The organism is Streptomyces sp. MK37H (assembly GCF_018035285.1).
Lineage (GTDB): Bacteria > Actinomycetota > Actinomycetes > Streptomycetales > Streptomycetaceae > Streptomyces > Streptomyces endocoffeicus.
In genome coordinates this window covers 1-18,285 of sequence record NZ_JAAAYH010000158.1, presented here as the reverse complement: position 1 = coordinate 18,285, position 18,285 = coordinate 1, and the positions used below count along the sequence as shown (strand labels likewise).

18 protein-coding genes are annotated in these 18,285 nt (G+C 72.5%); 8 read left to right on the top strand and 10 right to left on the bottom strand.

From position 1 onward, the window contains the following. The 3 genes from GWI24_RS22265 to GWI24_RS22255 form a co-directional block, all read right to left on the bottom strand. Positions 1 to 1,693: DUF3492 domain-containing protein (locus GWI24_RS22265; protein ID WP_210947682.1), on the bottom strand; the 1,693-nt coding region annotated here is incomplete at its 3' end. 202 nt (positions 1,694 to 1,895) lie between these two features. After that, a complete protein-coding gene (locus GWI24_RS22260) occupies positions 1,896 to 3,443 on the bottom strand; it encodes a DUF3152 domain-containing protein (RefSeq protein WP_210947681.1) in 1,548 nt (515 codons plus the stop codon). Then, the gene (locus tag GWI24_RS22255; RefSeq protein WP_210947680.1) at positions 3,427 to 4,461 is read right to left on the bottom strand and encodes an alpha/beta fold hydrolase; all 1,035 of its coding nucleotides are present in this window, start codon (positions 4,459 to 4,461) and stop codon (positions 3,427 to 3,429) included. The genes GWI24_RS22260 and GWI24_RS22255 overlap by 17 nt, the downstream gene beginning before the upstream one ends. A gap of 250 nt (positions 4,462 to 4,711) precedes the next feature. Between GWI24_RS22255 and GWI24_RS22250 the strand changes: the two genes are divergently transcribed. From GWI24_RS22250 to GWI24_RS22235, 4 genes are all read left to right on the top strand, one after another. Continuing rightward, a complete protein-coding gene (locus GWI24_RS22250; RefSeq protein ID WP_210947679.1) occupies positions 4,712 to 4,942 on the top strand; it encodes a hypothetical protein in 231 nt (76 codons plus the stop codon). Between the two features lie 137 nt (positions 4,943 to 5,079). Continuing rightward, on the top strand, positions 5,080 to 5,721 hold the full coding sequence (locus tag GWI24_RS22245) for a TetR/AcrR family transcriptional regulator (protein WP_037952404.1): 642 nt from the start codon (positions 5,080 to 5,082) through the stop codon (positions 5,719 to 5,721). 225 nt (positions 5,722 to 5,946) lie between these two features. Beyond that, on the top strand, positions 5,947 to 6,174 hold the full coding sequence (locus tag GWI24_RS22240; protein ID WP_037952266.1) for a DUF3107 domain-containing protein: 228 nt from the start codon (positions 5,947 to 5,949) through the stop codon (positions 6,172 to 6,174). Between the two features lie 204 nt (positions 6,175 to 6,378). Next, positions 6,379 to 6,651 (top strand): hypothetical protein, encoded by a 273-nt coding sequence (locus tag GWI24_RS22235; RefSeq protein WP_210947678.1) that lies wholly within the window; start codon positions 6,379 to 6,381, stop codon positions 6,649 to 6,651. Between the two features lie 117 nt (positions 6,652 to 6,768). Here the strand turns inward: GWI24_RS22235 and GWI24_RS22230 are convergent, their stop codons facing one another. Further along, the gene (locus GWI24_RS22230) at positions 6,769 to 7,578 is read right to left on the bottom strand and encodes a ferritin-like fold-containing protein (protein WP_210947684.1); all 810 of its coding nucleotides are present in this window, start codon (positions 7,576 to 7,578) and stop codon (positions 6,769 to 6,771) included. Positions 7,579 to 8,030: 452 nt separating this feature from the next. On the opposite strand from GWI24_RS22230, the gene GWI24_RS22225 reads away from it, so the two are divergent. Then, a complete protein-coding gene (locus GWI24_RS22225; protein ID WP_210947677.1) occupies positions 8,031 to 10,379 on the top strand; it encodes a DEAD/DEAH box helicase in 2,349 nt (782 codons plus the stop codon). 124 nt (positions 10,380 to 10,503) lie between these two features. Continuing rightward, positions 10,504 to 11,370 (top strand): alpha/beta fold hydrolase, encoded by an 867-nt coding sequence (locus GWI24_RS22220; RefSeq protein ID WP_210947676.1) that lies wholly within the window; start codon positions 10,504 to 10,506, stop codon positions 11,368 to 11,370. 49 nt (positions 11,371 to 11,419) lie between these two features. Here GWI24_RS22220 and GWI24_RS22215 read toward each other — a convergent pair whose 3' ends face one another. After that, complete coding sequence (locus GWI24_RS22215; protein ID WP_210947675.1) at positions 11,420 to 12,349, bottom strand: NYN domain-containing protein; 930 nt, start codon at positions 12,347 to 12,349, stop codon at positions 11,420 to 11,422. Positions 12,350 to 12,563: 214 nt separating this feature from the next. On the opposite strand from GWI24_RS22215, the gene GWI24_RS22210 reads away from it, so the two are divergent. After that, entirely contained in the window at positions 12,564 to 12,716 is a 153-nt protein-coding gene (locus tag GWI24_RS22210; protein WP_020868604.1) for a hypothetical protein, read from the top strand. Positions 12,717 to 12,789: 73 nt separating this feature from the next. Here GWI24_RS22210 and GWI24_RS22205 read toward each other — a convergent pair whose 3' ends face one another. The 4 genes from GWI24_RS22205 to GWI24_RS22190 form a co-directional block, all read right to left on the bottom strand. Further along, the gene (locus tag GWI24_RS22205; RefSeq protein WP_210947674.1) at positions 12,790 to 13,395 is read right to left on the bottom strand and encodes a MarC family protein; all 606 of its coding nucleotides are present in this window, start codon (positions 13,393 to 13,395) and stop codon (positions 12,790 to 12,792) included. A gap of 84 nt (positions 13,396 to 13,479) precedes the next feature. Then, complete coding sequence (locus tag GWI24_RS22200; RefSeq protein WP_210947673.1) at positions 13,480 to 14,334, bottom strand: PHP domain-containing protein; 855 nt, start codon at positions 14,332 to 14,334, stop codon at positions 13,480 to 13,482. Positions 14,335 to 14,458: 124 nt separating this feature from the next. Beyond that, on the bottom strand, positions 14,459 to 15,100 hold the full coding sequence (locus tag GWI24_RS22195) for a DUF6758 family protein (protein ID WP_121824791.1): 642 nt from the start codon (positions 15,098 to 15,100) through the stop codon (positions 14,459 to 14,461). A gap of 116 nt (positions 15,101 to 15,216) precedes the next feature. Further along, entirely contained in the window at positions 15,217 to 15,822 is a 606-nt protein-coding gene (locus GWI24_RS22190; protein WP_210947672.1) for a suppressor of fused domain protein, read from the bottom strand. Between the two features lie 449 nt (positions 15,823 to 16,271). Here GWI24_RS22190 and GWI24_RS22185 point away from each other — a divergent pair, with 449 nt between their 5' ends. Then, positions 16,272 to 17,372, top strand: coding sequence for a magnesium and cobalt transport protein CorA (locus tag GWI24_RS22185; protein ID WP_210947671.1), 1,101 nt, complete (start codon positions 16,272 to 16,274; stop codon positions 17,370 to 17,372). A gap of 28 nt (positions 17,373 to 17,400) precedes the next feature. Here the strand turns inward: GWI24_RS22185 and GWI24_RS22180 are convergent, their stop codons facing one another. Beyond that, positions 17,401 to 18,273 carry a DMT family transporter gene (locus tag GWI24_RS22180; RefSeq protein ID WP_210947683.1) on the bottom strand — a complete coding sequence of 291 codons (873 nt, stop codon included), beginning with the start codon at positions 18,271 to 18,273 and terminating at the stop codon, positions 17,401 to 17,403. Positions 18,274 to 18,285 lie beyond the last annotated feature (12 nt).

The window sequence follows — 18,285 nt, the reverse complement described above, 5'->3', positions numbered from 1 at the left end:
CGTCGCCGTCGCGGCCCGCGGTCCAGCGCCCCGGCACATGGGCCTCGGCGGGGCGGGCGAACGGCAGCGGCCCGCCGCCCTCGCCGACCTCCTCACGCGGCACCGGGCAGTGCGACATCAGCTCCAGATAGATCCCGCGGAAGGCCGCGACGTTCTGCTCGACGGTGAACAGCTCCAGCGCACGGGCGCGCGCGGCGGCGCCCAGGCGCGCACCGCGCTCGGCGTCGCTCAGCAGCGCCAGGCACGCGTCCGCGAGCGCCCGGGGATTGCGCGGGGGCACCACAAGGCCGGTGCCGCCGATGACCTCGCACACCGCGCCCACATCCGTGGACACCGTGGCCCGCCCGCAGAACATCGCCTCGACCAGCCCGACCGGAAAGCCCTCGACCACGCTGGACAGCACCACGACGCCGCCCGCCCCATAGGCGTCGGCCAGCGTCGGCACCTCGGGGTCGCCGAGCCGCTCGAAGGAGACCGGGCTGTCACCGGCGGAGTGGGCGTCCGCCGCCTCGTCGGGGAAAAGGTGGTCGGCCAGCGCCCGGCAGTGGGCCGGATAGCCGTCCGGCTCCGGGTCCTCGCCGCGCCGGGTCTCGATGATCCTCAGCCGTGCGTCCGGCTGCCACCGGCGCACCTCCGCGAAGGCGTGCAGCAGGGCGATGACGTCCTTGGGCGGCTCGATCCGGCCCACCCACACCAGCGTCCGGTCGTCGCCTTCGGACGGGGCCGCGCCCTGCTCGCCGACCTCCGCGAAGCGGGCGGCGTCCATGCCCGGGTAGACGGTGCGCAGCCGCTCCCGGTCGGCGCCGCACCGTTCCTGCCAGCGGCGGGTGTGTGTGTTGCCGGGTGTGATCAGATCCGCCCGCGCGTACGCCTCGGCGGCCAGCCGGCCGTGGAACGCGGTCAGCAGGGACCGTACGGGCCCGGAGAGCGGCCGTCCGCCCTCGGCGCCGGCCACGCCCGCCAGATAGCACTCGCGCAGCCGTACGCCGTACTCGGTGAGCAGCAGCGGGGTGCCGAAGCGGCGCTTGGCCAGCAGCCCGGGGAGCACGGCCACGCCGCCGGTCGCGGCGTGGCACAGATCCACCCCGGACAGCCCCGGGTCGCCTCCGGCCCCGTCGCCGTACCAGTCGAGGGACAGCGGGCGCAGTGCGCGCTCCAGGGCCTCGGTGACGGTCAGCAGATCGGCGACCCGCACCCACTGCGCGCCGTGCGGCGCCCCGAGGGTGCGGCAGGCCCGCTCCAGCGTCCTTACGGCGTCCTCGGAGCGGAGCGCGGCGGACAGTCCGCCGTACTCCCCCGCCAGGTCCGCGAGGCCGTGGAGACCATTGGCGAAACGGTCCGCCTGGTCCGTGGAGCACCCGGGCACACCGGAGCCATGGGGCGCGCCGGAGCCGTAAGGCGCGCTGATCGCCGCGGCCAGCTCCCCGAAGTGCTCGGCGAACCGCCGTCGTTGCCGACGGCCGCCCCACCCGCCCCGCCGGGGCTCGGGCTCTCCCCACAGCGGCGCCGCGCACACCCGGCCGACGTGCCGCGGCAGCTCGCCCCAGCCCGCACCCTCCTGGCCGGGGCCGCGGCTGAGCGCGTACACCTCGAAGTCATGCTGGGCGAGCCCGCGCACCAGCCGGTCGCACCACACCCGCGCATCACCGGCCGCATACGGATAGCCACCCTCCGTAAGCAGTCCCACGCGCATGAGCGCACCCCCGATCTCCCAAACGGGCCGTTCGTCTGCCGTCGTCACCGGCGGCGGCCGCCATCAGGCAGCGGGAGCACGTTATGCGCGCAGGGCCATGGCGCGATGGACGGTTGTCCGTCGCACCACCGGAAGGGGTGAACGCACGTGACCTATCGGGAATTCAGACGTTGCGAGGCGCTATAGGGGCCGGTACGGGCCGTCAGCCCTTGGGGAACGGCCAGGCGTTGGGGCGGCAGGTGGCGCCGTTCGTCGACAGGAACTTGGTCTGCTGCATCATCACCGGCGCGAGCGCGCCCTGCTTGGAGCAGATCTCGTGGTTGTGGCCGAGACGGTGGCCCACCTCGTGGTTGATGAGCATCTGGCGGTAGGAGTGCATCTTGTCGTCGCCGAAGGTCTTGGCACCCTGTGCCCACCGATAGGCGTTGATCATGACGCGCTCGGTGGACGCCGAGTCGCAGGAGACGTTGTCCTCGGTGGTATCCAGGCCGGACTTGGCGCACCACACCGCCGTGGTCCCGGGGCTCGCGAGGGTGATCACGAAGTCCGCATGCCCGGATGAGACCCGCTCGAAGGTGCGAACGCCGCCGTGCCCCCAACTGCGGTCGTCGTTCAGCGTCTTGTGCACGGCCTCGGCGAACAGCCGGCCGTCGAGCGGCAGCCCCTTCTCCACATCCACGCGGTAGCGCAGCACCTGGCCGCGGCCGGGCGCCTTGTCGTGCCCGCGGACGGTCTGGAAGGCGCCGGATCCGCGCAGCTTGGCGTCGAGCGGATAGAGGGCCGCCATCTTCTCGTCATAGGTGACGGGGGCCGGCGAGTTCGCCGAGCGGGCCGCACCGCGGCCGTCGTCGGCGTGGGAGCCACGGGAGGCGGCGTCGTCGCCGCGCTCCGAGCCGCCCTGGGCCTGTGTCTTGCCGCCGCCGCCCTGCGGTCCGCTCGCGACCTGTCCGGCCACCACGACGGCCAGCACGGTGGTCACAGCCGCGGCGGCGACGCCGGTGAACGTGCGCCCCTTACCGCCCTTGGTGACACCGCGCGCCCCCTTGCCCGGGGGCTCCTGCTCGTCGTCGTCCGGCCCGCTCCCGCCGTCGCCGCCCGAGCCGCCGCCGATCCCCCCGGAGGGGGTGGCCGCCCGCTGCGTACGGCGCTGCGGGGGCACGCCGCCCGGCGCACCGGCGGCGAAGACGTCGTCGCCGTCGCAGTCCAGGGCGTCGGGGGCGTCGAACGCCTCGATGTACTCCTTGCGCGGACCGGGCATCAGACCGGCCGCGCCACCCGTGCCGCCCGTGGTCGGGCGCTGCGGCGGGTTCATGGTGCGCATGCCGTAAGGGGGCCGCTGACCGCCGGGACCACCGGGACCACCGGGACCACCGGGACCACCGGGACCACCGGGACCTCTGAGCCCGCCCGGACCGACGCCGCGGCCACCGACCGCGCCCCAGCCGCCACCCGCCTCGCGCTGCTCGGGATGTCCGCCCCTGGTGCGCGCCGCGGGCCCGCCGGCTCCGTAAGGCAGCCTCGGCACGCCCTGCGGCGGGGTGACCCCGGGATCCGGGGCGCCGGGCCCCGGTGCGGCCCGGCGGCGCCCGGTCCCCGGTCTGCCGCCGTCGGCCGCGGGGGCCTCGCCGGACGCGCCGTACTCGACGAACTCGGGGCCCGAGCCCTGCCCCTGGCCGGAGCCCGCCGCGGCGGACCGGCGCTCCCGGCCCTCCTGGCTGCCACGTGCGCTGTGTTTACCCACGCGCCGCACCGCTCCCGTCCGCGCCGGACACCGGTACGGCCCCCCGCGCCTCCCGGCTGTCCCGGTCATCTCGTTGATCAACGTCGTCGAGCAGCTCGCGCATCCCGCGCGCCACCGCTTCGGGATACTCCATCATCGCGACATGCCCGGCGTCCAACAGCGTCAACAGACGCGAGTCGCGGAAGGTGGCGTTGGCCCGGTCCGCCATCCTTACGGACACCAACTGGTCGCGGCCGCCGTAGACGAGCAGCGTCGGGGCGAGCACCCGCTCGGCCTGACGCCACAGGGAGTGCTGACCGCCCAGGGTGTACGAGTCGACGACACCGCGTGCCGAGCGGGTGAGCGCGTCCCAGAAGTACGGGAGGGTGAGCCGGCGTTCGAACTCCTCGACCGCGTGGGCGAAAGCCTCCCGGGTGACCAGGGACGGATCACCGAAGGTGAGCAGCATCACCTCGCGGGTGCGCCGCTCCGCGTCCCAGTCCCTGGTCAGGCGGGTGAAAAGCCGGGTCACCCCGGGCACCGCGAGCAGGCCGGTCGGCACCGCGGTGCGCTGCGGGCGAAGTTCGGGCAGCGCGGGCGAGACGAGCGTGAGGGTGCGCACCAGATCGGGCCGCACCGCGGCGACACGGGTGGCGATCGCGCCGCCCATCGAATTGCCGACCAGATGGACCGGCCCGCGGTCCTGCGCGTCGAGGTAGCGGATCACGGCGCGGGCATGGCCGGTTATCGAGTAGTTGCCGTCGTCCGGCGGCGGGGAGTCACCGAAGCCGGGGAGGTCGAGCGCCTCGCCCTCCACCCGGTCGGCGAGCAGCTCCATGAGCGCGGACCAGTTCTGCGAGGAGCCGCCGAGGCCGTGGACGAAGAGCGCGGGCGGCAGCCCGGAGGCGGACGGCGGACGGCAGCGCACGGTCATCGTGAGCCCCGGAAGGGCGGCGGTACGCAGCTTCTCCCCCGCTCCGACCCGCACGGCCCTCGCGGGCGGCACCGGCGCGACGATGCGGGCTTCCGGCGGCTCGGTCGAAGACATGCGGCAATGTTACGAGACGATCACGCGCTCGACCGTGTGTTCACGCTCACAGACCACGTGGCGTCCGAAAGTGACCTCTCCTAGGCTCGTAAGTCACAGGGGCGATCACCTTGCCACTGGCTCACCACCGGATCGCCGCCACTGGGCAGCCGTCGGTGGAAAGCCGCCGTAAGTGGGAACCCATCACTGGCGCCCACCACTGGCGAACCACCGGTGCGAAGCCGCCACAGGGAACAGGGAAGGGGAGTACATGTCCATCGACCCAACCGACCCCGACACCTTCGAGGACTCCGTGGAGAACGCCGACGAGACCGCCGCGCGCGACGTCGAGGCTCCCGAGGCGGACGCCGTCGAACAGCACCGCGAGGTGATCTCCCACCGCGACGAAAGGCCCAGGGCCGACGAGTCCATGGAAGCCAACGAGGCCGACCGGGCGGAACAGGCACGGATCGTCGAGGAGAACGAGGAGGACTACCGGTGACCAGCGTCATTTATGGGCTTTTCATAGAGTCCGGTACGTGAAATTCTCCGCACGGACAGCGCGCCGCACTGTTACCCAAAAGTACGATGGCGGGCGCGATGGACATCGTGCACAGGGATCATTCATTGGGAGGCGGCGTGACAGCCATCGAGCAGACCGAGGCGCGCCCACGGGGTACGCGCCTGCCGCGCCGAGCCCGACGTAATCAGCTGCTGGGGGCGGCTCAGGAGGTCTTCGTCGCGCAGGGCTACCACGCGGCCGCGATGGACGACATCGCCGAGCGAGCCGGGGTCAGCAAGCCGGTGCTGTACCAGCACTTCCCGGGCAAGCTGGAGCTGTATCTGGCCCTGCTCGACCAGCACTGCGACGCCCTGCTCCAGGCGGTGCGCACCGCGCTCGCCTCGACCACCGAGAACAAGCAGCGCGTCGCGGCGACCATGGAGGCGTACTTCGCCTACGTCGAGGAGGAAGGCGGCGCCTTCCGGCTCGTCTTCGAGTCCGATCTGACCAACGAGCCCGCGGTGCGCGAGCGGGTGGACCGCGTCTCGCTGCAGTGCGCCGAGGCGATCTGCGAGGTCATCGCCGAGGACACCGGGCTGTCCCGGGACGAGTCGATGCTGCTGGCCGTGGGCCTCGGCGGGGTGTCCCAGGTGGTCGCGCGCTACTGGCTCTCCAGCGAGAGCGCCGTGCCGCGGGACACCGCCGTGCAGTTGCTCACCTCGCTGGCCTGGCGGGGTATCGCGGGCTTCCCGCTGCACGGGGCCGAGGGCGGCCACTGAGCGGGCCGCCGAGCGGACCCGCTGAGCGCGGCGGGGCGGACGGGCGTCGCCACTGAGCGGCCGGGGACCGTTCCCGGCCGCGAGGAGGCGCGTCCGCGGCGGCGGGCGTGTTCGCTGCCGGCGTGCGCCCGCGGCCCCCGGCGGGTGTCCCGGCCCGGCTAGTGTGTGCTGGTGTACAGCGCGGATGGCCGCGCTACCCCAAATGACCGTCGGAGGGACAAGGCCGTGGAGGTCAAGATCGGCGTGCAGCACGCGCCCCGCGAGATCACCTTGGAGAGCGGGCAGTCTGCCGAGGAGGTCGAGCGCCTGGTGGCCGAGGCACTCGGCGGCAAGTCTCAGGTGCTGACCCTGGAGGACGCCCACGGCCGTAAGGTCCTGGTCCCGTCCGACCGGCTCGCCTACGTCGAGCTCGGCGAGCCGACCGCCCGCAAGGTCGGTTTCGGCGCGGCCTGAGGATTCACCCACAGCGGCGGGGTCCGGTGGAGCAAGACCACCGGGCCCCGCCGCTGTTTGCGCTCGCACGCACGCCCCCGGCTCGACATGCGCCACAGACCGCCCCCATGGACAGGGTTGCCTGCGGTCGGGCACGGGTAGGACGGGCGTGACCGATTCGTGATCACGTATCGGTCCCGGTCCGCTCACGGGAAGGACGCGCCAATGCTGTTCTGGGAAGCGCTCGCCTCGGTACTGATCGGTCTCGTCATCGCGTACGGGGCGCTCCACCGGCTCCCCCGAAGGCTGCCCGCACGGCCCCTCGTCCTGTCCACCGGCCCCGCCGCCGCGCTTCTGGGCGCTCTGCTGACCCATACGGTGCTGGGCTCGGGGCACACGGCGGCCGTGCTGATCGTCGCGCTCGGCTTCGCGGCGGCGCTGCTGTCGCTGCTCATCCGCCCGGCCAGGGCGCGCCGCCGGCGTTCGGTCCCGGCGTAGGGCCGTGGGCCCGTGCCCGTAAGCCCAGGCCCGTAAGCCCAGGCCGTCAGCCCCTGTCCGACCGGGCTCCGGAGCGGCATCGGCCGCCGGAGCCCCCCGTTCCGTAGTCGTTCGAACCTAGGCGGCGAGCCCCAGAGCGGCCATCCGCTTGGTGTGGGCCTCGGTGATCCGGGAGAACATCCGGCCCACCTCCGCCAGGTCGAAGCCGTCGGCCAGCCCGCCGACCAGCATCGTGGAGAGCGCGTCGCGGTCCGCGACCACCCGCTGGGCCTGCGACAGCGCCTCGCCCATCAGCCGCCGCGCCCACAGCGCCAGCCGTCCGCCGACCCGCGGATCGGCCTCGATCGCGGCCCGCACCTTCTCGATCGCGAACGAGGCGTGGCCGGTGTCGTCCAGCACCTGGAGCACCAGATCGCGGGTGTCGGAGTCCAGCCGGGCCGCGACCTCGCGGTAGAAGTCACTGGCGATCGAGTCGCCCACATACGCCTTGACCAGGCCCTCCAGCCAGTCGGACGGCGCGGTCTGACGGTGGAACCCGTCCAGCGCCGCCGCGAACGGCTCCATTGCCTCCGTCGGCTCCTCGCCGATCGCCGAGAGCCGCCCCCGAAGCCGCTCGAAGTGGTGGAACTCGGCGGACGCCATCTTCGCCAGCTCCGCCTTGTCCTCGAGCGTGGGCGCCAGCTTCGCGTCCTCCGCCAGCCGCTCGAAGGCGGCCAGCTCGCCGTACGCGAGGGCGCCGAGCAGATCCACCACGGCGGCCCGGTACTGCGGATCGGCGGCCGCCGTGTCCCAGTCCTGGGCGGCGATCCCGGTGGGCTCCGGGGCCTTCTCCCCGCCGCCCTTCCCCGGAGCTGCGTCGTCCCCGGCGCGGTCCCCGGTGGTCGCGGCGGGCGTCTCAGGCGTGTCAGGCGTCTCCATGGAGCGCACAATAGCCCGCTCCGCGGCCCGGGGAAGGCCCTGGTCAGCCATGCCCACGGATGCCCCGCATCGGACAGCCCGGTCACAGATGCGCGCTTACGGGGTACAGTGATAAATGCGCCCGTCGAGTATCGGCGGGTTGTTCCACGAATGCGGATGCCCGGTCGGTGGCCCGATCGGCTCCAAACCCGACCGCCCTCCGCGCGGCGCGCATCACCTTGCGCACGGCAGGAGGGACCCGCTCGCGGCGTGTGCGCTCGAGCGAAGGCCGTGGTCCCGCGCCGAACCGGCCATCCCCAAGGCCGGTGCACCCGGGCGCCGTGCGACCCCCTTCGCCGCCTCCCGCCGCGCTCACAGAAGAGGCAAGCATCCTGACCACCTTCCGAGAACTCGGGATCCTCCCCGAGACTGCCGAGGCCCTGGAAGCCGTCGGCATCACGTCCCCGTTCCCCATTCAGGAGATGACGCTTCCGGTCGCCCTCTCCGGCACCGACGTCATCGGACAGGCCAAGACCGGCACCGGCAAGACGCTGGGCTTCGGCCTCCCCCTGCTGGAGCGCGTCGTCGTCCCCGCGGACGTCGAGGCCGGCCGGGCCAAGCCCGAGCAGTTGACCGAAGCCCCGCAGGCGCTCGTGGTCGTCCCCACCCGCGAGCTGTGCCAGCAGGTGACCAACGACCTGCTGACCGCCGGTAAGGTCCGCGCCGTCCGCGTCCTGTCGATCTACGGCGGCCGCGCCTACGAACCGCAGGTCGAGGCCCTGAAGAAGGGCGTCGACGTGGTCGTCGGCACCCCGGGCCGGCTGCTGGACCTGGCGGGCCAGAAGAAGCTGCGGCTCTCCGCCGTCAAGTCGCTCGTCCTGGACGAGGCCGATGAAATGCTCGACCTGGGCTTCCTGCCCGACGTCGAGAAGATCATCCAGCTGCTGCCCGCCAAACGCCAGACGATGCTCTTCTCGGCCACCATGCCGGGCCAGGTCATCTCGCTGGCCCGGCGCTATATGTCGCAGCCCACGCACATCCGTGCCACCGCGCCGGACGACGAGGGCGCGACCGTGGCCAACATCACGCAGCATGTCTTCCGCGCCCACTCCCTGGACAAGCCGGAGGTCGTGGCGCGGGTGCTCCAGGCGGAAGGCCGCGGCCTCGCGATGATCTTCTGCCGTACGAAGCGCACCGCCGCCGACATCGCCGATCAGCTCGCGCGCCGTGGCTTCGCCTCCGGCGCGGTCCACGGCGACCTCGGCCAGGGGGCGCGCGAGCAGGCCCTGCGCGCCTTCCGCAACGGCAAGGTCGACGTGCTGGTGTGCACCGACGTCGCCGCGCGTGGTATCGACGTCGAGGGCGTCACGCATGTGATCAACTACCAGTCGCCCGAGGACGAGAAGACCTATCTGCACCGCATCGGCCGTACGGGTCGCGCGGGCGCCTCGGGCATCGCGATCACGCTCGTCGACTGGGACGACATCCCGCGCTGGCAGCTGATCAACAAGGCGCTGGACCTGCCGTTCAACGACCCGGAGGAGACGTACTCCACCTCTGACCACCTCTACGAGCTGCTGAGCATCCCCCAGGGCATCACCGGTGTGCTCCCGCGTGCCGAGCGCACCCGGGCCGGGCTCGCCGCCGAGGAGGTCGAGGACCTGGGCGAGACCGGCGGCCGTGGCGGCCGCGGCCGCCGGGCCGCCGCCCCGGCCGCGGAGGAGCGCCCCGCGCGCAACCGCCGGACCCGGCGCCGCACCCGTGGCGGTGTGAACCTGGACGGCGCGGGCGCGCCGGAGAGCGCGGAGGCGGCCGAGTCCGCCGCCGACACCGCCGAGGGCGCCACCGAGCCCCGTCGGCCCCGCCGACGCCGCCGTACGCGCGGCGGCACGGCGACGGCCGGTTCCGAGGCGGCCACGGCCGCCGTCGACACGGCGGAGGCGTCCCAGCCGGAGGCGGAGCCCGCCGAGGCCGCCGCCAAGCCGCGCCGCCGCCGCACGCGGGGCGCGAGGTCCGCCGAGGCGGCCACAGCGGCTGTCGAGACGGCTGAGGGCACCGAGGGCGCCACGAAGGAGTCCGCGAGCGCCGTCGAGGCGGCGGAAGCGGCGGTGACGACGGCGGAGGCTCCGGAGGCCGTGGAGGCCCCCGAGAAGCCGCGCCGCCGGACCCGCGCCAAGGCAGCCGAGGCGGCGGAGGCCGCCGTCGAAACGGCCGAGGGCACCACCGAGGCGACCAAGCCCCGGCGTCGCACCCGTAAGGCCACCGAGGCAGCCGAGACCGCCGTGGCAGCGGCCGAGGGCACGACGGAAGCGGTGAACGCCGCCGAGACCGCCGAGGCCCCCGCCAAGCCGCGCCGCCGGACCCGTAAGGCAGCCGAGGCGGCGGAGGCCGCCGTCGAGACCGCCGAGGGCACCACCGAGGCGACCAAGCCCCGGCGCCGCACCCGTAAGGCCACCGAGACGGCCGAGACCGCCGTCGAGACGGCCGAAGGGACGACGGAGGAGGCCAAGCCCCGGCGCCGCACCCGCGCCGCCGCCAAGGCCGACGCCGCCGACGCGCAGCCGGAGGCGGAGCCCGCCGAGGCCCCCGCCAAGCCGCGGCGTACCCGCGCCAAGGCGACGAAGGCCGCGGAGGCCGCTGTCGCGAGCGCCGAAGGCACCACCACCGAGGCCGCCGACGGCGACGAAGCCGCCAAGCCGCGGCGTCGTACGCGCGCCAAGGCCGCCACGGCGGCACCGGCGGCGGACGAGGCCGAGGCCGCGCCCGCCAAGCCCCGGCGCCGTACGCGCGCCAAGGCGGCCGAGTCCGTCGAGGCCACGCTCGAAGGCTGACCCGGCACAACGGCACAACGGTGCTACGCCACAGCAACACACCCAGGGGCCCGTTCCGCGACACCGCGGTACGGGCCCCTGGGCGTTCATGTGCCGTTTCCCGGGGGCTGTATAGCCTCGTCCCATGAGCAGGCCGCCCTTTCTCACACTGCCCGCGAGCGCCCGTGCGTACCGCCTCCGGACCGCGCGCGGCGAGTTCGCCGTCCATGACGCGCGGCCCGCTTCGGCGGCGCGCGGGACCGTTCTGCTGGTCCCAGGGTTCACCGGGAGCAAGGAGGACTTCATCGCGCTGCTGGAGCCGCTCGCCGCGGCCGGTTTCCGGGCCGTCGCCGTCGACGGCCGGGGGCAGCACGAGAGCCCTGGCCCCCGTAAGGAGGCCGCGTACGCCCAGGACGAGCTGGCCGAGGACCTGCTCGCGCAGGTCACCGCCCTGAGCGCGGCGACCGAGGACCCCGTCCATGTGCTCGGGCATTCGCTCGGCGGGCTGATCGCGCGGACCGCCGCACTGCGCGACCCGGGAGCGTTCGCCTCGCTGACGATCATGAGTTCCGGCCCGGCGGCCATCTCCGCCCCGCAGCGCGCCCGGATCAAGCTGCTGATCGACGCGCTGACCGTGATGGACATGGAGTCCGTATGGCAGGCGATGCGCGAGCTGGATCCGCCCGAGGCGGCCGATGAGTCGACACCGCCCGGGGTGGCGGAGTTCCTGCACCAGCGCTGGCTCGGGACCGTCCCGGAGCAGCTCATCGTCACCGGGCGGCAGCTGTCCGACGAGCCGGACCGGGTCGATGAGCTGGCGGCGCTGCGGCTGCGCGTCCATGTGCTGTCGGGCGAGGCGGACTACGCCTGGCCGGTGCCGCTGATGGACGAGATGGCCGGACGGCTGGCCGCCCGCCGGACCGTGATCGAGGGCGCCGGGCACTCCCCCAACGCCGAGCGGGCCCATCCCACCGCCGACGCCCTGATCTCCTTCTGGCGCGACGTCGGCTGAGCACGAAGACGTCGGCTGGGCCCCGATCCCACCCAAGAACCCCGCAGGCTCAGTACTGCGCCTGCAGATGCTCCCAGAAGCCGTCCCGCAGGGCCCGCCGCAGATCGGCGTGGGCGCGCAGCGAGAGCCGCAGCAGCCCCTCCGCGTCGATCAGCAGCTCCTGGTCCACGGTGCCGGGCAGATACGGATGGCCGGGCAGCAGCTCGGCGAGGGTCTCACGGCCGCGTGAGGACAGCCACTGGGCGGCGATCTGCGCCCCGACGAAGCGCACCTCGTCCCGGGTCGGGGCGGGCCCGCACAGGGGCGCGTCGCCGTTCGGCTCGTAGCCGGTGGCCCGCCGGGTGACATACGGCTTGCAGAAGTCGAGGTCGAAGGTGCGCTGGCTGTCGACCTCCCACAGCAGCGGCTCGGCCTGGTTGCGCCCGTCGAGGGCCTCGATGCCCCAGAGATGGACGCGTGCCCCGTAGCCCTGGGCCGCCTCGACGGCGGAGACCAGGTCCTCGTCGCCGCCGATCAGCACGGCGTCGCCGATGGCGCGATGGCGGGCGAGGGACTCCAGGTCGGAGCGGATGAGCGAGTCGACGCCCTTCTGCTGGTTGTTGGCGTTGAGGTTGCCGAGCCGGACCTTGACATCGGGCAGCTCGGCGATGCCCTGCTGCTCCGGGGTGTGGATCCGGCGCCGGGCGCCGTCGAACCAGTAGACGCGCAGCAGCCTGCTGTCCGGGAAGATCGTGCGCGCCTTGTCGATGAACGCCTCGATGAGCCCCTCGGCGTCCAGCTCGAACGCCCGGCGGTCCTCCGTGCCCGCGACCAGCCGCCCGGCGGCGGCATAGACATACCCCGCGTCCACGAAGATCGCGTGAGTCGAGGGGGTCGTCGCGACCTCGGCGAGTACGCGCTGCAGCAGCTCGTTCGTGCGCTCGATGCCCGCGACGATCGAGGCGAGGTCTTGTTGGCCCGGAGGCATGGTCTCACTCATACGCGGTTCATTCTCCGGGCGGCTCTGTGAGGGGCACAACCGGACCCCGCCCCGGCTACCAGCGGATACTTAGGCTGCGAAAAAATTTTATTAGCGTAGGGAATGTTTTCGGGGGACCCTCTGGTTGAACACGTACAGGAGGGCGCGGCAGCGACGCTGCGCGACTCCGTACACATCAGTTCTCCTTCAGGAGGATCAGACGAAGGGAGAAGCCTTGCGCTTCGAGATCATGCGCCTGGACGACATCGATGGCAGCGCCATCGAGAGCACCGTCGTGGACGCCGCCTCCGTCAACCGGATAGTGCAGCAGGCCGCCGCAATCGGCCAGCGCATCTACATCCGTCCAGCCGACACCGCCGCCCGGTAGTGCCGTAAGGCCCTCCCAGCAGCACAGAGCGTCGAGCGCCCCCGTACAGACGGTACGGGGGCGCTCGTGCGTGTCAGGCGGTGTGGGCCACCTGGATGACGCCGTTGATGATCTGCTGGACCGCGATGGCGGAGAGCATCATCCCGGACAGCCGGGTGACCAGCACCACTCCCCCTTCCTTGATCACGCGAATGATCAGCAGCGAATAGCGCATGGTGACCCACAGCACGACATGCATGGCCGCGATCGCGGTCCACACCGCCACCTGATCGCCGATCCCACGCGCGTGCTGGACGGCGAGGATCACCGAGACGATCGCGCCCGGCCCGGCCAGCAGCGGCATGCCGAGCGGCACGAGCGCGACATTGACGTCCTTGGTCTGGGTCGGCTCGTCGTTCTTACCGGTGAGCAGATCGAGCGCGATCAGCAGGAGCAGCAGCCCGCCCGCGATCATCAGCGCGGGGACCGAGACATGCAGATAGTCGAGGATCTGCTGACCCCCGATGCCGAAGACGGCGATGACGCTGAAGGCGACGGCCGCCGCCTGGCCCGCCATCCTGCGCTGCACCTTGGCCGGGCGGCCCGAGGTCAGCGCCAGGAAGATGGGCGTGATGCCCGGCGGGTCCATGATCACGAACAGGGTGAGGAAGAGGGAGCCGAAGACGGCGACGTCGAACACGGTGAATTGCCTTGCGGGGACGAGCAGCGGTGCGTGCTGATGCGGTACGGGAAACGGAGACGGAGCAGAGGGAAGAGCGGGGGCTCAGCCGCCCGCGCCCGGCACCGGGAAGGCCCCGGTCGCCCGGCGCACGATCTCCCCGTAGATCTCGGGATCGGTCGTGTACTCGCCGAGCCGACAGGTCTTACGGCTGCCGTGATAGTCGCTGGAGCCGGTGGTGAGCACGCCGAGCTCGGCGGCGAGACCGCGCAGCCGGGCACGGGTGTCCTCGGCGTGGTCCATATGGTCGACCTCGATACCGTCGAGGCCCGCCGCCGCCAGCTCGCCGATCGCGCTCTCGGGGACGCACTGGCCGCGCTTGACGGCCAGCGGATGCGCGAAGACCGCGACCCCGCCGGCGCCCTTGATCAGCCGGATCGCCTCGAAGGGGTCCAGCTCGTGCTTCTCCACATGCGCCCGGCCGCCGTCGGCCAGCCAGTCCTGGGTGAAGGCGTCCGAGACGCTCTCCACGACACCCAGCTCGACCAGCGCGGTGGCGATGTGCGGCCGCCCGACGGCCCCGTCCCCCGCGATCTCCGCCACCCGCTCCCAGGTGATCGGCACGTCCAGCTCGCGCAGCTTCGCGACCATCGCCTGGGCTCGGGGCACCCGGTCGTCGCGCACCAGCTCGCGCTCGCGCGCCAGTTCGGGCTCGGCCGGGTCGAAGAGGTACGCCAGCATGTGCAGGCTGACCCCGTTCAGACGGCAGGACAGCTCGGCGCCGGTGACCAGCGTCAGCCCGGAGGGCAGCGCCTTCGTCGCCTCCTCATAGCCGCCGACGGTGTCGTGGTCGGTGAGCGCGACGACGTCCAGACCCTGGGCGGCGGCGTTCCGTACCAGCTCGGCGGGGGTGTCCGTACCGTCCGACGCAGTGGAGTGGGTGTGCAGATCGATGCGCACGGCACGGGCTCCAAGCTGCGTTCGGGATGGACCGAGGGGACGCCCCAGCATAACCACGCCCGCACCTGCCCGCGTCGACGGGCCCTGACCTGTGCATGACGTACCAGCCCAGAGGCGAAAGGGCTCAGGGCGAGAGCAGCCTCGGGGAGAGCGCCCCGCAGGGCACCAGATCGACCTCGGCCCCCGCGTCCCGCAGATCGGTGAGCACCATCTCGTCGTACATCAGCAGCCCGGTCTGCTCGGGCCAGACGACCGCCCACAGCCACAGCCCGCACGCCTCGCCCGCGAAGACCGCGCGGTCGTCCGGGGTTCCCTCGACATGCCACAGCGGGGTGGGCCGCCCGGCGGCCAGCACCTTGACGTGCGGCGGCTTGTCCACCCGCATCCCAGGCCCCGGATCGGGCCCCGGGAGGCCCGCGAAACGCGCGCCGAGGCCGACGCCCAGCTCCTCGGCGATCAGCAGCAACTCACCCGGGCCGCCCAGCGGTCCGGGGCCGGAGCAGGCCACGGCGGTGGCTCGGCCGCCGCTGCGGTCGTCCCCGGCGCAGGCCACACCGGTGAACAGCCAGCCCACGGGCAGCGGCCATGGCATCCATACGGGCACCCGGGCACGGTTGGTGACGACCACGAGTGCTTCGACGCTCGGCGGAACGACCGGCTGGAGGGGGTGCACCGTGCCGTGCACACCGCACTGCCAGGAGTCGGCGAAGAGACCGGGCGCCCGCACCCGGCCACCGCACTTCGGGCAACTGGGTTCGCCCCTCATAGGGCCCCACGGTCCTCCCCGGTCGTCGTCGCGTCAAGGACGATCACCCGTCCGGAGGTCACTTCCCGCACCAGTTCCCGTACGGCCCCACACCCGGGGAACAGGCCGTACGGATCTCAGCCCGACAACGGCACCTCGGGCCGCACCGGGTCGCGCAGATCCGTGCCGTGCCGCAGCCAGCGGTCCTGGAGGGCGCCGGCGCCGTGCACCCGCTTCCACGCCGCCTCGTTGGCGGTCATCGGCAGCAGCGGCAGGAAGCGCACCGGCTCCATGGGCTCCAGCAGCTCCAAGTCCTCGACCAGGCCGCCCGGTTCGGCGACGAGGACGGAGCTGAAGGGCGCCCCGGGCCACAGCGGCCCGCCGAGGTCCAGCGACGCGCCGGGGGTCACCACGACCCCCTCGACCTGGGGCGAGGCGGCCAGTACGGCGAGCGGGCGGAGCACCTCGTCGAGGACGGACAGGTCGGGACCGGAACCGCCCCTCCTTACGGTCAGCACCAACTCGGCGCGCGGCCCGCGCAGGGCGTCGGCCACGGCGGCGGTCGGGCTGGTCATCGGATGGTCCGACATACCGAGGGTGGCGTAGCGGATCACATCGCTACCATCGCGGAATCGCAGCACCTCGATGCGGTCCGTACCCACGAACGTGACGGCGGCGCGGGCGTCCGGCTCGCCCAGCGCGGTGATCAACCGGGCCTCGACCAGCTGAAGAACGTCTGACATGCGGTGAGCATAGATCGCGTATCGAACAGGCAAAGCGGCGACGTAACGCTTCTGCCGACTGATAGCCTTAATCCCTGCCCATGGAGTTACAGATCGTCCCTCACGGGGGACCGGCCGGAGGAGGTGGGGCTGCGGTGGATCCTAGTCGACCGTGCAGTACCGACAGTTCTCCCGTCGTTTCCCCTTGGTATGCGACTTCATGATCTGAGCCTTCCGTACCCCGCCGCTGGGCGGTGAAACACGCGAAGCCCACTCGCATCCAGGGCATCTGACGGTAGAGCGCCTTCGTACCGCTTTGTTCAGTTCCGAAGAACCTTCCGTCAGCGCCATCGCACGGAGCGCCGCCCGCTTTGCGGACGTACGGGCACGGGATGTCGTACGTCCACCTTCCGGGCGCCGCGCTGCGCCGCGCGGCCACCGCTGACGGACGGCCTGAGAAGGAGCCCGTCATGTCGATGATCCGTGACCTGCGCGCAGCCGTTCGCCCTGCCCTGCGCCGTTCCCGTACCGCCAGCGACTACGACGCGACGCGTGACCCGTCGGTCACCAGCGCCGTGGTCGACTGCGGGGTCTACCGCGACGGCAAGCGGGTCAGCGAACACGTGAGCCCGGCGCAGGCCATGGAGCGGGTCCGCGAGGAGGGCGGGTTCGCCTGGATCGGGCTGCACGAGCCGACCGAGCGCGAGTTCGCGGGGATCGCCCAGGAGTTCGGGCTGCACCCGCTGGCGGTCGAGGACGCGGTGCAGGCGCACCAGCGGCCCAAGCTGGAGCGGTACGACGACACCCTCTTCACCGTCTTCAAGACCATCCACTACGTGGAGCACGCCGAACTCACCTCGACCAGCGAGGTCGTGGAGACCGGTGAGGTGATGTGCTTCACCGGCCGGAACTTCATCGTGACCGTCCGGCACGGCGGCCAGGGCTCGCTGCGCGCCCTGCGCCACCGGCTCCAGCAGGACCCGGAACTGCTCGCCAAGGGCCCCTCGGCGGTGCTGCACGCCATCGCCGACCAGGTGGTCGACGGCTATCTCGCGGTCGCCGACGCGGTCCAGGACGACATCGACGAGGTCGAGATCGACGTCTTCTCGGCCGCGACCTCCCGGCGGGGCGGCGACGCGGGCCGGATCTACCAGCTCAAGCGCGAGGTCCTGGAGTTCAAGCGGGCCGTCTCGCCGCTGCTGCGGCCGATGCAGCTGCTGAGCGAGCGTCCGATGCGGCTGGTGGACCCGGACATCCAGAAGTACTTCCGGGATGTCGCGGACCATCTGGCGCGGGTCAACGAGCAGGTGCTGGCCTTCGACGACCTGCTGAACTCGATCCTCCAGGCCAATCTGGCGCAGGCCACGGTCGCGCAGAACGAGGACATGCGGAAGATCACGTCCTGGGCGGCGATCTTCGCCGTGCCGACGATGATCGCGGGGATCTACGGCATGAACTTCGACTACATGCCGGAGCTGCGCTGGAGGTTCGGCTACCCGACCGTGCTCGTGGTCACGGTGGGCATCTGCTTCGCGATCCACCGCGGCTTCAAGCGCAACGGCTGGCTGTAGGGCCGGACGGCGGGCGGGCCCTCACTCATCAGCCGGGTTCGTTTGACGCGCCCTTACCGTCCGCCATGATGACCAGCGCGAGTCCGCCGAGGATCACCGCGAGTGCCGGGTAGGCGGCCACGGGCGGCATCTGGCCCAGCCACAGGGCCGCGATCAGGGCCGCCCCCGGCGTCTCCAGCAGGATCGCGGTCGAGGTGACGGACGGGCCGAGGCCCTTGACCACCCGGTTGATGAGGGTGTGCCCCAGCAGCTGCGCGGTGACCGTCAGCGCGGCCAGCCGCAGCCAGGTGGTGCCGCTGTAGCCGCCGAGCTCCGCGCCCGCCACCAGGCAGGTCAGCAGCAGGAGCACGCTGGTGGTGGTGTAGCAGACGTAGGCGTACGCGGTGGTGCTCACCGAACGGCGCACCTCCGCGCCGAGCAGCACGTACCCGGCCGCCGCGATCCCGCCCAGCAGCGCGAGCCCGTCGCCCAGCAGAGCACGCGGCGAGGCGGACAGATCGACCCCGGTGAGGATCACCACACCGAGGATCGCCAGGCCCATGCCCAGCCAGGCGAGCGTGGGCGGGCGGTGGCCGCGCAGCCGCAGCAGCAGCGCCGTCCAGATGGGAGTCGTGGTCACCAGCGCGGTCGAGGAGGCCACGGAGGTCATGTGCAGGCTCGGCAGCCAGGCCCCGAAGTGCACCGCGAGCAGCGCCCCGGCCCCGATCGACAGCAGCGCCGTCCGGCGGCCCATCCCGCGCAGCTCGCCCCGGTGGCGCCACAGGGCGAGCGGGGTGAGCGCGCCCACCGCCATGGCGTTGCGCCAGAAGGCGATGGCGAGCGCGGGCGCCACCGTCGCGGCGGCCAGCGGCGCGGAGAGCGAGACCCCGGCGATGGCGACCGTAAGGAGAGCTATGTCCACAGGACCGCTGTG